The organism is Dictyoglomus sp. SSW (assembly GCF_055181335.1).
In genome coordinates, this window is the sequence record NZ_CM143705.1 from 300,431 (window position 1) to 315,888 (window position 15,458).

The window sequence follows — 15,458 nt, forward strand, 5'->3', positions numbered from 1 at the left end:
TCAATTATTTATTCTTATTCCCTTCTCTTTCCATTCCTCAGGACTTACTATATATCTAACCACTTCTATTTTCTCCTCAGGCTTTATAGTGGCCGAAGGATTTTTGATAATATAAAGCTCAGGTGATTTTCCACAATTCACTACCACATAAAGATAATATTTATCCCCAAATCTTTTTGCCATGTACCATTCATTTGGTGTAAGGGCTACCGATCCCTCATCAACTCTTGCCTTTACTTCAATATATCTTACTTCATTCTCTCCTCGTGATTTGATATCATATCCTAAATTTTCCTTTGAGACATCCTCGGGAATCCTTCCCTCTTTTCTCTCAAAATCCATGGCTACTTTCATCCCTATTCTCTCTATCTCTTCATCGCTTACCATCTCATCTTTACTTTTTCCAGAGATTACACGTATGACCGTAAGAATTCTGGGCTTAGTATAGGATAAAGATGTCTCTTGCTCAATTTCCTTTTCTAAATTTTTCCTTGCTTCTTGATATTTTTTCTTTTGTTCTTCCTTATTACTAATGACAATATCAACCTTTTCTCCCTTTGCTTTTCTATCTTCATATTCTATGATTTCATTATCAAGCTCTGTGATAAGATCATTTAAAGATTTAAGTCCATATTTTCTTTTTATTTCTGCTTGTCTTTCTCTCTCCTTTAAAAGCTCCTCTTTATATTTTTCTATGAGATTTAGGGAAAAATTTATTATTTTCTTTTCATCAAAATTTATATTTTCATCAACTTTTTCAAAAGGAGTAAGTTCCCATACTATCTTAGGATTCACCTCTCTTATTTCTCTCCCATCATCATATAAAGCAAAAATTCTTTTACCAGCAATACCTTTTGCATCCCTTACTTCTCCCTCTACAAAGTATATAATTCCATTATATCTTCCATCTGGATCTAAAAAAGTAGCTCCTTTCCTTAATTCCTTTTCTCCCTGTTTCATCACCCAAGAGAGGACAGCTTCAAAAAGAGGATGACCAAAGGAAACAAACTCAGCATTCTCTCTTGATGCTATCTTTTTATCAAAGGTTATCTTACTATAACTTGTCGAAATTGTTCCGTATGCATTCTTAAAATTATCATCATTATTAAACCTTCTCAACTCATAAGGCACAGAATCTACTGATAAAATGCCCTCTTTCTTTATTGATAGTTTTCCCCCCACTTTTTCAAAGGCATGTTTGAAAAATCCCTCCACATATTCTGGCACAAGTCTTTGTTCTTCAGCAAGCTCAGTCATCTCCTTTATTGCTGTAAAATCAATATTTCTTACAGCAAGAGATTCAGCAAGCACCTCTTCCTTTATCCTTTTAAGCTCTTCATCATTTCCTATAATCTCTATCTCTTTATATATATCATCTATGCTCTTAATCTTAACTACAGCATCAATAACCAACTGATAAAGATTCTTTCCAGCAAAGATATCACCAATCACATCATATACCCTATCACTCCCTAATTTACTCTTTATTTCCTCCAATTTATCTAATAGCTTACCTAATATCCTACCTTCTATGGTACCCTCAGCTACCATATTAAATATATATACATCCCTATTTTGACCAAATCGGTGAATTCTACCCATCCTTTGTTCCAGTCGAATGGGAGTCCAAGGGATATCATAGTTGATCATTATATTACAAAATTGTAGGTTAATACCTTCACCTGCTGCTTCTGTTGCTATCATTATTTGGGTTTCATTCCTAAATATTTTTTCCTGCTCTATTCTATCCTCAAGTTTCATCCCACCATGTATAAAATTTACCTTATAACCCCATTCTGATATTTTCTTCACCAAATATTCCAAAGTGTCTTTTGCTTCAGTGAATATTAATATTTTTTCTGGACCACCTGTCTCTTTTATCTTATTAAATCCTTCTTCAATAGCTTTTTTAAGCTCGCTAAGCTTTACCTCCTCGCCTCTTTCGTATATTTCCTTCGCCATATTCATTAATTTTTCAACAATTCTTATCTCTTCCCTTAACTCTTCCTTTGTCCTTGAAAAGGTTAATGTCTCCCATTTCTTTTCTTCTTCCCATCTATTTTCCTCTTCCATATCATCAATCTCTTCTATACTTTCTATATCTAAAGAGGGTTTTTCTTGAATATCTCCATCATTTAATAATTCCTCTAATCTCCTTTTTCTTCTTTCTAAGGATCTATACAAAGCATAAGCACTTGATGCCATCCTCCTTTGAAGTACTAAAAGGGCAAATCCCACATTTCTTTTATTATCATTAACCTTTTGTTTGTTATATTCCTCTCTTACATATCTTACAAGCTCATTATAAAGTTCCTTTTCCTTATCTGAAAGTGGAAACTTAACTGTTATGGAATACCTATTAGTAAATATGGGTTTATTATTAAAATCTCTTAAATGTTCTTTTAACCTTCTCACAAAAAGTGGATTATCATTGTTCCTCAAAGATTCTTCTAAAATTTCTTTACTGGAAAAATATCCTGGTCTAAGTAGATCTAAGAATAATCTAAAATTTTCAGGATCTCCCTTATGAGGTGTTGCACTCAAAAAGAGCAAATGAGGAGATATTTTTGATAATACCTCACCTAACCTATATCTTTTGGTTTTCTTAGTTTTATCATTATATCTATATGCAGCCATCTTATGGGCTTCGTCTACAATTATAAGGTCCCATGTGGAATATCTCAAAGCTGATAAGATTTCATCTTGTTTTGCAAAATCAATAGATGTAATAACCTGATTCTTCCTGTTAAAAGGATTATCTCCATATGTAGAATCAAAGATTGATCTATCTATCACCTCAAATGTTTCGTCAAATTTTTCTTTCATCTCTCTTCTCCACTGATCCATTAAATGTCCGGGTACTACTATCAATATTCTATTTATTATTCTTCTAAGCTTTAATTCCTTTATCACTAAACCAGCCATAATAGTTTTTCCAGCACCAGGGTCATCAGCAATAAGAAATCTTATCCTTGGTTGTTTTAAAATATTTCTATATACTGCATCAAGCTGGAAGGGAAGGGGCTCAATCTTTGAAACATTTACAGCTAAGAAAGGCTCAAAAAGATCTGCATATTTAAATCTTATAGCTTGAAGATTCAATTTAACAAACTCAGGATCTCCAAGAAAATCCCAAATATTAGAAATTTTATTTATCCTTTCTAAATCTGATTTGTTAATTATACTATCAACAGCAAAATTTGATTTTATTCCTCTACCTAAAATACGAATCCTCTCTTCAAAATCTTCCACATCTGTGACTTCCACAGGCTCATTCCAATATTTTCCTTCTATTATATCCCCCTTTTTTATCTCCTCCATAGATTAAAAATCCCTTATTTTTAATTTTTTTTTGTTTTATTATAATATATTTAGTAAAAACTTAAAGGATCTATCAATATTACCTTAAAAATGAAAAAAATATACTTTCTCCTATTACTTTTCATAGGGATTTTAATTATCTTTACATGGATCTTTACCCATAAAGATGAGATCTTTATTTTTAGAAACAATAAGGAACCCTTCTTTGCTAAGGAGCCAATCTTAGAAAATTTAATGTTTACCTCTAAGAAAGAAGAACTTTTAAAAAAATTTGGAAATCCTGTTAATACAAAAAGAGAGTATTGGGAAACCTATGAAGATTACATAGAATACCTTTATTATCCATGGGGTACAGTATGGTTTGCTCCTTCCCCAAAGAATAATGATTTAGCAAGGTACATATTCTGTGTAGAGATTACTAAAAGAGGATTAAAAGGACCAAGAGGAATTCAAGTGGGAGATAGTTATAAAAAAGTACTAAATAGCTTTAGATATAACCCAGAAAAAATAAAAGATAAAGAGTATCTTTATTATTTTTCAAAAATTGAAAATGGCATATTATATGAAAAATTCGGAATTATAAATTATAAAGATAAAGAGATAGATAGTATCTTCTATCAAGACTCACTATATTGTAATGTCGAATTTAAAATATCAAAAGGTAAAGTTATAAAAATTAAGGCCTATCTTCATGAATTTTGATAACCTATGTTTAAAATTACTCATGTGATCCCCATCACTTACTTTATTTTTGAAAATGATTTAAAATATTAATAGTTAAAAGATGAGGGGGGGTCAAAACCTCAGTCCGAAACATTACATTGATTCTTCCTCAACTTTTAACAAGCAACAATTAAGGAGGAAAAAATGAAAAAAGTATTTCTTATTATCACTCTACTATGGCTCATTCTCTCAATTAGTGTTGTAAGTGCTCAAAACTTTAATGTTCCACAAATTCCTCAAAATATTTCCAAAATATCAGTAAAACTAACCACTCCAGTAGTACTTGATGCCAAAAGCTCCAAAATTATCATCATTAAGAAACCACCTATTACTTTCAAACCCTTTGATTATACCTTCTTTAAGATTCAAAAAAGTCAGATAATCACTCTATCAAATGGAAAAAAAATTACCAGTGAGGATTTTTTAAAAGAGATCAATGAGATCGAAAAAACATTAAACTCCTATGGATACTCTTTGAGAGATCCAGAAGAAGAAATTTTAATACAACGCATAGTAATACCAAAACAAAATTTTGAAATCCAAAGAAAAATATTTAAAGAAATGATCCCATATACTCCAGAAACAAAAGAAGAACCACCAAAGGAATTTAAAAATTTAAATTGGGAAAGAATTTGGGAACTCCCATTAGGGAATGAAGACTTTAATGTAAAAGTAGGGACTGGGCTAAAACTTATAGGAGAAGAGAAGAAAGTAAATTCAAACGCCTTTGCATATGCCACAGTTGGACTTTTAGGTAAAAGTGCAGAATTAATTAAGGTGGAAACTGATATTGGTGCAGGAGAAAACAATACATCACAAAAGGGTTATACAAGAGTCTATATACTGGGAGAAAAAAAGATTGAAGAATCCTTTAAGACAAATGTAAAATATAGGGATAAATCTGAATATAATGTAGATTGGAGCTTTCCAATAACCTGTCCAGTAGGTCCTTTTAATGTATCTGGATCCTTTGGACTAAGAGGCAAAATAGGTGTAGAATTAGGAGCGGTATTAGATCCTCTATATTGTAATGGTTTTATTTCTCCCTATGTAGATACCAGTGCTTATGCAGAGATAGGACTAAATTATAAAGTAGCAAGTGCAGGTGTAGGCGGAGAATTAACCTTACTAAAAGATAAACTTAATATAAATGGTAATTTAAACTTAGTATTACAAAATCCAGTTTATAACTCCTATTTCCAAATCTCTGCAAAAGGTGAAAATGAACTAAATGCCTTATCTGGAAATTTATATTTCTTTGTTCAAATAGATTACCTTGTAGGCAAAAAGAAGTTTAAAGCAGAGATCTATGAATGGGACGGATTTAAATACTCTACAAAACTTTTTGAATATAATTCAAAAGAACCAGCATATAAAGACAAAGAATTATGGTTATCCATAAAAGAGATTAGAGGATTAACTCCCTATAGTGCAAGAAATGAAGATTTAAAAATAAAATCTAATTCTTTCCGTGTAATAATAGATGTAGGAGCCCAAACATATAGTAAAGAATTCATAGATTTAGATAAAAATGGGATTTTATCTTCCAGAGACTCTATATGGAACATAAAAATACCTTTAAGTAGTCAAAACCCTCAAATACCTATAAAGATTACTGTCCAACAAATTTATTCCTTAGGAGAATTAAAAAATTTAACTGCCACTTTAGATCTTTCCAAGGATCAAAGAAAAGAGATTGATCTCTTTGTAGATATAAATAGTAACACTTTTACAGGTACTATAAATGGTAAGATCGACGAGGAAAAAATAGCTATAGGTGATACTAATTATTGGGGAGAAAGATATCATCAGCTTAGATTCATTCTCTCATCAAGCTTAAAGTTTCAGCCTGCTCCAGCAAAATAAAAATTTAAAATTTCTAAGGGGGGAGTTATTCCCCCCTCGAAAACTTTTAATTCTTTTTTAATCATCCATTTTTAATCCTTAATTAAACCTTAATTTTAATTTAAACCTCATACCCTAAAGTATATAAAGGGTTAGGAATCATAAAAAATTAAGAAAGGAGGAAATTGAAAGGAATGAAAAAAATCTTAGTATGTCTCTTATTAATCCTAATAACCTTTAGTTTTGCCACCGCACAAACCCCCAAAGGAAAAATAGAAATAGAATTTTGGCACTCTTTTAGTGGAGCTCTTGGAGACAAATTAATAACCCTTGTAAATAAATTTAATTCAAGTCAAGATAAGTACTACATAAATGCTATTTACAAAGGATCATATCAAGAATCAATGTCAGCAGCGATAGCTGCTTTTAGAGCTGGAAAGGCTCCCCACATTGTTCAAATTTTCGAAGTCGGTACAGCAACAATGATAGCAGCAAAAAATGCAATCTATCCAGTACATCAACTATTTAAAGATGTGGGTCTTAGCTTAAATAGCCATATATATCTTCCTGCAGTAAGATCCTATTACAGCTTTTCTACAGGACAAATGGCTGCTATGCCCTTTAATAGCTCCACAGCAGTATTATGGTATAACAAAGATGTGTTCCGTAAAGCTGGATTAAATCCTGAAAATCCCCCAAAAACATGGGAAGAGGTAAAGAAAACTGCATTACTAATAAAAAATAAAGGAGCATCTAAAATAGCTCTCACCACTTCATGGTTTTCTTGGACTCAACTGGAACAATTTGGAGCAATTCATAATATTCCTTTCGCAACTCGTGCCAATGGCTTTCTCGGTTTAGACGCACAATTATCCCTTAATCATCCTCTTTTTGTGAAACATATGCAAAATTTAGTAGATTGGCAAAGAGAAGGTATCTTTACATATGGAGGAAGAGATTCTCAACCAGACAGCCTTTTCATCTCAGGAGATGCAGCCATGTTTATAGGCTCCTCAGCCACATATGCCTCTATCAAAAGAGATGCGAAATTTGATTGGGGAATGACTTATCTTCCTTACTATGATGATTTTATAAAGAAACCGTGGAATTCTATAATTGGCGGTGCTGCACTCTGGGTTATGCGAAGACCAGACACAACTAAAGAACAATATAAAGGAGTAGCTGAATTTTTTAAATTTCTTGCCAAACCAGAAAATGATGCATGGTGGCACATAAACACTGGATATGTACCAGTAACTCTCGAAGGATATAAATATGCTAAATCTCAAGGATTTTATAAGAAAAATCCTTATATGGAGATACCAATCCTTCAACTTACAAGAACTAATCCCTCAGCGAATACAAGAGGTTTAAGATTAGGAAATTTACCTGCTATTAGAATAGTAATATATGAAGAAATGGAAAAAGCCTTTCAAAATCAGCAAAGTGTAAAGGAAGCAATAAACAATATATTGATACGTGGAAATAAAATCCTTAGAGAATTTGAAGCAATATATGGAAAATGAAATAAGTAAAGGGGAGGGTAAATCCTCCCCTTTATACTTTGATTTTATGAGGAGGAATTAAATGAAGTCACATCCTGTTTTTCGAAACAAGATCTTGCCCCTGATACTAATAACCCCCCAATTATTAATAACTATAATCTTTTTTATATGGCCTTCTCTTCAAGCACTCTATCTTGCCTTTGTAAGAACAGATCCTTTTGGACTTTCAATCAAATTTGTAGGTTTAGCAAACTTTGTAAATCTTTTTTCAGATAAATACTATATACAATCTATTACTACTACCATTCTCTTTTCCTTAATAGTTACACTGATCTCTATTCCTATCTCCCTACTTTTAGCAGTAATGGTAGAAAAACCAATATACTTTAAAAAAATATTTAGAACCTTATTAATATGGCCTTATTCCTTAGCCTCATCTGTAGCAGCAGTATTATGGATACTCCTTTTTCAACCTTCTATCGGATTAATAACAAAAATTTTAATTTATTTTGGAATTCAATGGAATTATATTTTAAATGGAACACAAGCCATTATTTTGATAACATTAGTAGCCACATGGAAACAGATAAGCTATAATTTTATCTTCTTTCTTTCTGGACTTCAATCTATTCCAAAATCAATGATAGAAGCAGCTGAAATTGATGGGGCAAACTCTAAACAGATATTTTGGAAATTGATATTTCCTCTTTTATCTCCTACTACCTTCTTTTTATTAATAATGAATTTAACATACGCATTTTTTGATACTTTTGGAATAATAGATGCTTTAACTAAGGGTGGTCCCGGAAAAGCAACTGAAACATTAACTTACAAAGTATACGTAGATGGAATAGTTAATTTCAACCTAAGCAGTTCTGCCACCCAATCCGTTGTTCTTCTAATACTAGTAAGTATTTTAACAGCCTTACAATTTCGTTATCTTGACAAAAGGGTTATTTATCAAGGTTAAATCTTTATTAAAAGGGGAAAAATACATTATGAAAAAGAAATCATATTTAAATCATATAAAAAGTTACTGGTTTGCTTATTTTATAATTATATTAAGTATTGTACTTTTAGCTTTTCCCGTATATGTAGCTTTTATTGCCTCAACCCACGATGCATCCACTATATCTCGAGGCCAGTTACCTCTAACTCCAGGAAAATATCTATTAGAAAACTACAATACTGCATGGAATATAGGAAAAGGAGAAAGAATTATCAGCATACCTGTTCGTAAAATGTTAATAAACTCACTAATTATGGCTTCTATTATAGCAATAGGGAAAATTGCTCTATCATTACTTTCCGCCTATGCAATAGAGTATTTTTATTTTCCATTCCGTAGTTTCATATTCTGGTTAATCTTCATTACCCTTATGTTACCTTTAGAAGTGCGTATTATACCTACTTATAAAGTTGTCTCTGATCTAAAACTAATTAACACCTTTACAGGATTAACTGTTCCTCTTATGGTATCTGCCACTGGCACACTTCTTTTTCGCCAAGGCTTAAGGAATATTCCAAAGGAACTTTTAGAAGCTGCTAAAATCGATGGTGCTGGTCCTTTAACTTGCCTTGTTTTCTTAGTTATACCTTTGATGCTTCCTACCATATTTTCTTTATTTGTTATACTCTTTATATATGGATGGAACCAATATTTATGGCCATTACTTATAACTACAGATATTAATTTTCAAACTATAGTCATGGGTATCGTAAAAATGATAGGAGGAGCAGATACTTCTGTAGACTGGAATATAGTCATGGCAAGTACTATGATATCTCTACTCATACCAGCACTTATTGTGATATTTATGCAAAAGTTACTTATAAGAGGACTAACTGAAACTGAAAAATAAGAGAGTTAATTAAAAACAAAATTTAGTTAGAATATTACCCTAATATTTAGTATAATTAAATACATGGAGATAGATGTATCTTTTGTAATACCTGTAAAGGATGAAGAAAGCACATTAAAAGAGCTATACAGGGGTATAGTTGAGAATACCACCCCCTTAAATCTATCTTTTGAAATTATCTTTATTGATGATGGAAGTACAGATAATTCTTACCAAGTTTTAAAAGAGCTCCATAAAGAGGATAACAGAATAAAAATAATAAAATTCAGAAGAAATTTTGGAAAAGCTTCTGCATTATCAGCTGGATTCCAAAAAGCAAAAGGTAATATCATTATTACCATGGATGCAGATCTTCAAGATGATCCAAGAGAAATCCCCAGATTTATTGAAAAGATAAAAGAAGGTTACGATTTAGTTTCAGGTTGGAAAAAGGAAAGAAAAGATCCTATTACAAAAACCTTACCATCAAAGATTTTTAATAAATTAGCAAGTCTTTTTTCTGGTGTTAATATACATGATTTTAACTGTGGATATAAAGCCTACAGAAGAGAGGTTATTGAAAATTTAGAAATTTATGGAGAACTATATAGATATATTCCTGCATTAGCGTATAGCAAAGGATTCAGTGTTACAGAGATTCCTGTAACCCACCATGAAAGAAAATATGGAAAATCAAAATATGGATGGGAAAGAATAATTAAAGGATTCTTAGATTTGATAACCGTCATATTCCTAACAAGATTCCTTAAAAGACCTATGCACTTTTTTGGGGGTACTGGAATATTGTTTTTCTTATTTGGCTTCTTAATAAACCTATATTTAGTAATATACAAATTTATAACAGGAGAAAAGATAGGTACACGACCCCTACTAACTCTTGGAGTATTATTAATGATCGTAGGTATACAATTTCTATCTATAGGACTTATAGGCGAGATGCTAAGTCATCTTACCCATGGAAGAAAAAAAGAATATCTAATTTTAGAGGAAGTAGGGTTTGAGTAGTATATATCTAAAAAAGCTTCTTCCTGAAATCCCAAGACTCTTAGGTCTTTTGGACAAGAATTTCCAAAGTCCAACTTTTGGTTGTTTTGATAGAAATTTCTGGCATTACAATATTACTGATTTTGCTTGTGCAAGATTTCAAGAAGCAGTATTAACATTAGCTCTTCTTTATAATTTAAATGACCCTGAAAACATCTACTTCCAAGACAACAAGATCCTATCTTTTATTAAAGGTGGAATAGACTTTTGGTGCAAAATACAAAAGAATGATGGATCTTTCGAGGAATGGTATCCTAATGAACATAGCTTTGTAGCTACAGCATTTTCTACCTATGCTATATCAGAAACTTTAATTATCTTAAAGGAGAAGTTAGATACTGATAAAGTAATAAAGCATTTAAAAAAGGCAGGTGAATTTCTATTATCCCATGAAGACTTTTCAGCCTCCAATCAAGTAGCAGGTAGTATTATATCCTTGTACAATATTTATCTATTAACATCGGATGAAAGATTTAAAAAAGGAGCATTAATAAAATTAAAAAAATTAGAAGAGATACAAAAGGAAGAAGGATGGTTTCCAGAATATCAAGGTCCAGATATAGGATATCTATCCTTAGCTATTGACTATCTTTCAAAATATCATGAGAAGACAATGAATGAAAAAGTACAACACATGATAACAAAGGCCATTAATTTCTTAGTTTACTTCTCCCATCCTGACCTTTCTTTTGGAGGTGAATATGCCTCCAGAAACACAAAATATATAATCCCATCTGGAATAGAATACTCAGCAAAATGGAATGATTCCGCAAGAAGAATCTTATATTCTTTGAGAAAAGCTCTACAAGAAGAAAAAGGCATTGGCCCCTTTAACTTAGATGATCGTTATCTTGCTTATATAGGCTATACTTATCTTCAAGCACACCAAAATTTCTATAATGGAGAATTAAAAAGTCCTATTTATGAAGAAAAATTTTCCCAATATTTTCCAGAAAGCGGTATATTTATAGAGAGTAATGAAAATTTCTATATTGTAGGAAATCTTAAAAAGCAAGGTGTCTTCAGGATAGATTTTAAAAAAACAAACTTTTCTCTAAAAGATAGTGGACCTATAGTATATACCAAAGGCAAAATTTATTCACCCTTTTTAAACCCAGGCTCCAAAATATACTCTCAAGATTGTTACATTACAGAAGGATACCTTTTAAAGATTCCCTTTAACAAAATGACACCTTTAAAAAACATACTGTTAAGATTATTCCAGATAACTTTTGGAAGGAATAAAAAAATAAGTTTTTTGATCAAAAATATATTAAGAGGAATGCTTATTTCCTATAAAAAAGGAGGACCTATTTTTCTTAAGAGAAAAATAAAGGTAATGGAAGATAAATTTGTCATTGAAGAAGAAATAAATTCCCCTTACATAATAGACAAGATAGGAATTGGAGTAGAAAATCCATACATATTCATACCCTCCTCAAGATATTTCCAGATACAAGATTTGAAAGATTCTTTTAGCTATCATATATTAGAAGTGAATAACAAATTTATTAAAATAAGAAGAGAGTATGATGGAGAAGGTAAAGAAAAACTTACTTATTAACATTTTAAAGTCAATAATTACTGTTCTTGTTTTTTACTTTATATTTAAGAAAATACCTACAAAGGAAATAGTAAAATCCCTTGTTTACATAAACATAAAACCTTTATTTTTAGCTGTAGTTTTTGGTTTTCTATTTACCTTCTTTAAGATAATCAAATGGCATCTACTCTTAAAAGACTTATCCAAAGAAAATTGTCTCTCAAAATCTGTAGAAAGCTATTTTATAGGTATGAGTATAGGGCTTATAACTCCAGGAAGAGTAGGAGAGATAGCAAGAGTTGGAAATATTGACAAAGAAAAAAGGGTAGAGGGTTTAAGCTTAGTCATACTTGATAAAGCCTTTGACCTTTTAGCAGTTTTAATCCTTGCATTAGCAGGTTTTTATATATTCTTTGGAAAATTTATTTCCTTTCTTTTAGGAATCTTTATTCTTTTCTCTCTCTTTGTGATTTTTTATCAAAGAACAATAAAAAACATAAATAACATATTTCCCTTCAACAAATTTCCAGATTTTATACAAGGATTTTTAAAAATAAAAAGGAAAACCCTTCTTATAAACTTTCTCCTTTCTCTATTATCCTACACTATCGTATTAGTAGAGGTATACTTTTTAGCAAACTCCTTTGAAAAATTTTCTTTTTTATCCACCTTTATTGGCTACCCTATAGTCATGCTTGTAAATCTCATCCCTATTACAATTGGGGGATTAGGTATTAGGGAAGGAACAGCAGTCTTTATTTTAGGAAGATTAGGTCTTTCTCAAGCAGCCTCCTTTAACAGTGCCTTTTTATTGTTCTTAATAAATACCGCACTTCCTGCTATTATAGGATTGGTAGAATTAAACAAAGATATAAAAAAAAGCAGTCTAATTCCTATAATTACTATCATAGGATTCATTCTAAGAGTTTATAAAATAACAGAAAGGAGTATTTGGCTTGATGAAGCTATAACTGCCCAAATATCCCAAACCGGAATTTTAGGCATTATTCTCAATAGATCACAAACAGGAATTCATCCCCCCTTATATTTTATACTTGTTTATTTTTGGACATGCATATTTGGTGATTCAGAATTAGCCTTAAGATCTCTTTCTATGATCTTTGGAGTTTTAAGTATTCCCCTTTTATATAAATTAGTTAAGAAACTCTATGATGAAACTACAGCCCTAATTTCTTCACTTATTTTTGCTCTATCCCCCTTTTTAATCTATTTTTCCCAAGAGGCAAGAATGTATCCATTATTTACTTTCTTAGCCCTTCTATCTCTAAACTATATATATGATTTAAGCAATAAAGAATTTAACAAGAAAAATCTTATCAAACTCCTAATAATAAACTCTCTTTTGCTTTATACTCACTTTTTCTCAAGTCTTCTAATAATAGCTGAAAACATTTATATGTTCATATGCCAAAGAAAAAATTTTAAGAATCTTAAAAATTGGATTATAATACAGTTTATAACATTACTCTTCTTTTCTCCATGGCTTTACGTAATCTTCACAAGAAATACTCCAGAAGTATATCAAGGGGCTCAAAAACTTTCCCTCTACACTATTAGTGTCTCCTTTTATCAAGCCTTTTTCGGGTTTGCAAGAAGTCTCCTTGAAAGACTAAACTTACACTACTTCTTATTTATAATATTTTGTGGGCTGATTATTTTGGGATTATTATCACCTTATGAAAACAAAAAAGGTTTTTTATTAAATATCTCGTACTTTTTTATACCTTTCATAACTTTAATTATAATCTCCTCTTTTGGAAAAAGTTTTTATAGTAGTAGATATCTTTCTCCTTTTATACCTGCTCTTTTTATCCTTATGGCAAGAGGAATTAAGAAATTTAGATATTATCCCATAATTACCATAATAATATTGTTTATCACTGGAACATATCTCTTTTTAAACATATCATATTATCAACGCATGAGCTACCTAAATCGTCCATGGAGAGAGGTGGTAAGGTATATCCATGAGAATTCTCAAGAAGAGCATATAGTATTAATTAGTGAGCCTTTTTACTATAGACCATTTGAATATTACAATAGAGGAAGGCTCCCATATATTCCTGTGAATCCAGATTTTTTCTCTCCTGAAAATATAGAACAAAAAATTAAGAATTATAAAAAGATTATTCTAATCTTATCCGATATAAATCCAAGAACTTTAAAAATAAAAGAATGGCTTGATAATAAATTTAAATACAAAAACAGGACAGATTTTTATAAAGTTGTAATATATTCATACGAAAGTTAGGAGGAAAAAGATGAGAAACGTAGGAATTATAGGAACTGGATATATTGGCCTTGTCACAGCATTAGGACTTGCAGAAGTAGGAAATAGAGTAATATGTTTAGATATAGATGAGGAGAAAATTAATCTTTTGAAGAAAGGCATATCTCCCATTCACGAAGAAGGAATAGAAGAACTTTTAAATAGAAATATAAAAGAAAAAAGAATTTTCTTTACTACAGACTTTCAAGAAACAATAGAAAAATCAGAAATTATCTTTATATGCGTGAATACTCCTTCAAAGGAAGATGGAGAGGTAGACCTATCTCAAGTAATATCTTCGGCAAAATCCATAAGTAAATTTCTAAAGAATAGAAAAATAATAGCTATAAAAAGCACAATTCCAATAGGAACATTATCCAAAATAAGAGAGATTTTTAGTAAAGAAGGTAAAAAAGAAGGAGATGAGTATGAATTAGCAATAGTACCTGAATTTCTGAGAGAAGGAAAAGCGGTTTATGACTTTTTCAATCCTTCGAGAATAGTTATCGGGGCAGAAAAGGATTATGTAATAAACTCTTTAAAAGATTTATTTTCTCCCTTTCAAGCTCCAATGGTAATAACTACTCCCATAACCGCAATCTTAATTAAATATGCCTCCAATGCCTTCCTTGCCATGAGAGTATCTTTCATCAATGAGATAGCCAATATATGTGAGAGATTCTCTGTAGATGTCTTTGAAGTTATAGAAGGAATGAAATACGATAAAAGAATAGGAGGAGAACATTTAAGCCCAGGAATTGGATTTGGAGGCCCTTGTCTTAGTAAAGATCTTATGGGACTCATTAAGATGGCAGAAAAAAGTGGATATGAACCTGATTTCTTAAGAGCTATCTTAGAAAAGAATGAACATCAAGTAAGACATATTGTATATAAAGTAAAAGAGCAACTTTCTGATCTTTTATATGATTATACCATTTCCATATGGGGACTTACATTTAAACCTAACACTAACGATGTGAGAAATTCTCTTGCTATAAAAATAATAAATTTATTAAAAAATGACGGAGCAAATATAAAAGCTTATGATCCTTACGGTATGGAAGAGGCAAAAAAAATCATAAAAGATGTGGAATATTGTAACGATATATATGAAGCCTCAAAAGATTCAGATTTAGTGCTTATTCTTACCGCATGGAATGAATTTAAAAAAGTAGATTTCTTAAAGTTAAAAAGACTTATGAAAAAGCCTATCATTATTGATGGCGTTAATATATTAGATCCTAAGGAAGCTAAAAACCATGGATTTATCTATAAAGGCGTAGGAAGAGAGTAAAAATTTCAAACTCTAAAGTTGAGAGAGAAGA

10 protein-coding genes are annotated in these 15,458 nt (G+C 30.9%); 9 read left to right on the plus strand and 1 reads right to left on the minus strand.

The genetic code is table 11. The annotated features are described in order from the left end of the window. A complete protein-coding gene (locus ACY3JM_RS01395; protein WP_463111515.1) occupies nt 1-3,321 on the minus strand; it encodes a helicase-related protein in 3,321 nt (1,106 codons plus the stop codon). Between the two features lie 90 nt (nt 3,322-3,411). Here ACY3JM_RS01395 and ACY3JM_RS01400 point away from each other — a divergent pair, with 90 nt between their 5' ends. From ACY3JM_RS01400 to ACY3JM_RS01440, 9 genes are all read left to right on the plus strand, one after another. Continuing rightward, complete coding sequence (locus ACY3JM_RS01400) at nt 3,412-4,023, plus strand: hypothetical protein (protein ID WP_463111516.1); 612 nt, start codon at nt 3,412-3,414, stop codon at nt 4,021-4,023. A 165-nt stretch (nt 4,024-4,188) separates the two neighbouring features. After that, nucleotides 4,189-5,910 carry a hypothetical protein gene (locus tag ACY3JM_RS01405; protein WP_463111517.1) on the plus strand — a complete coding sequence of 574 codons (1,722 nt, stop codon included), beginning with the start codon at nt 4,189-4,191 and terminating at the stop codon, nt 5,908-5,910. A gap of 173 nt (nt 5,911-6,083) precedes the next feature. Then, entirely contained in the window at nt 6,084-7,415 is a 1,332-nt protein-coding gene (gene ugpB, locus ACY3JM_RS01410) for a sn-glycerol-3-phosphate ABC transporter substrate-binding protein UgpB (protein WP_463111518.1), read from the plus strand. A gap of 61 nt (nt 7,416-7,476) precedes the next feature. Then, nucleotides 7,477-8,364 carry a sn-glycerol-3-phosphate ABC transporter permease UgpA gene (gene ugpA / locus ACY3JM_RS01415; protein ID WP_463092026.1) on the plus strand — a complete coding sequence of 296 codons (888 nt, stop codon included), beginning with the start codon at nt 7,477-7,479 and terminating at the stop codon, nt 8,362-8,364. A 28-nt stretch (nt 8,365-8,392) separates the two neighbouring features. Then, a complete protein-coding gene (gene ugpE, locus ACY3JM_RS01420) occupies nt 8,393-9,256 on the plus strand; it encodes a sn-glycerol-3-phosphate ABC transporter permease UgpE (RefSeq protein ID WP_463111519.1) in 864 nt (287 codons plus the stop codon). Between the two features lie 63 nt (nt 9,257-9,319). Further along, nucleotides 9,320-10,261 carry a glycosyltransferase family 2 protein gene (locus tag ACY3JM_RS01425; RefSeq protein ID WP_463083016.1) on the plus strand — a complete coding sequence of 314 codons (942 nt, stop codon included), beginning with the start codon at nt 9,320-9,322 and terminating at the stop codon, nt 10,259-10,261. Continuing rightward, nucleotides 10,254-11,864: a prenyltransferase/squalene oxidase repeat-containing protein gene (locus ACY3JM_RS01430; protein ID WP_463111520.1), complete on the plus strand. Its 1,611-nt coding sequence runs from the start codon at nt 10,254-10,256 to the stop codon at nt 11,862-11,864. The genes ACY3JM_RS01425 and ACY3JM_RS01430 overlap by 8 nt, the downstream gene beginning before the upstream one ends. After that, complete coding sequence (locus ACY3JM_RS01435; RefSeq protein WP_463111521.1) at nt 11,830-14,115, plus strand: flippase-like domain-containing protein; 2,286 nt, start codon at nt 11,830-11,832, stop codon at nt 14,113-14,115. The genes ACY3JM_RS01430 and ACY3JM_RS01435 overlap by 35 nt, the downstream gene beginning before the upstream one ends. Nucleotides 14,116-14,125: 10 nt before the next feature. Then, nucleotides 14,126-15,427: a UDP-glucose dehydrogenase family protein gene (locus ACY3JM_RS01440; protein WP_463111522.1), complete on the plus strand. Its 1,302-nt coding sequence runs from the start codon at nt 14,126-14,128 to the stop codon at nt 15,425-15,427. Nucleotides 15,428-15,458 lie beyond the last annotated feature (31 nt).

What these genes read in the sequence shown, in the direction of transcription:
- ACY3JM_RS01395 (WP_463111515.1), bottom strand. Translation starts at nt 3,321, where the DNA reads ATGGAGGAGATAAAAAAGGGGGATATAATAGAAGGAAAATATTGGAAT.
- ACY3JM_RS01400 (WP_463111516.1), top strand. Translation starts at nt 3,412, where the DNA reads ATGAAAAAAATATACTTTCTCCTATTACTTTTCATAGGGATTTTAATT.
- ugpE (WP_463111519.1), top strand. Translation starts at nt 8,393, where the DNA reads ATGAAAAAGAAATCATATTTAAATCATATAAAAAGTTACTGGTTTGCT.
- ACY3JM_RS01440 (WP_463111522.1), top strand. Translation starts at nt 14,126, where the DNA reads ATGAGAAACGTAGGAATTATAGGAACTGGATATATTGGCCTTGTCACA.
- ACY3JM_RS01435 (WP_463111521.1), top strand. Translation starts at nt 11,830, where the DNA reads ATGATGGAGAAGGTAAAGAAAAACTTACTTATTAACATTTTAAAGTCA.
- ugpA (WP_463092026.1), top strand. Translation starts at nt 7,477, where the DNA reads ATGAAGTCACATCCTGTTTTTCGAAACAAGATCTTGCCCCTGATACTA.
- ACY3JM_RS01425 (WP_463083016.1), top strand. Translation starts at nt 9,320, where the DNA reads ATGGAGATAGATGTATCTTTTGTAATACCTGTAAAGGATGAAGAAAGC.
- ugpB (WP_463111518.1), top strand. Translation starts at nt 6,084, where the DNA reads ATGAAAAAAATCTTAGTATGTCTCTTATTAATCCTAATAACCTTTAGT.
- ACY3JM_RS01405 (WP_463111517.1), top strand. Translation starts at nt 4,189, where the DNA reads ATGAAAAAAGTATTTCTTATTATCACTCTACTATGGCTCATTCTCTCA.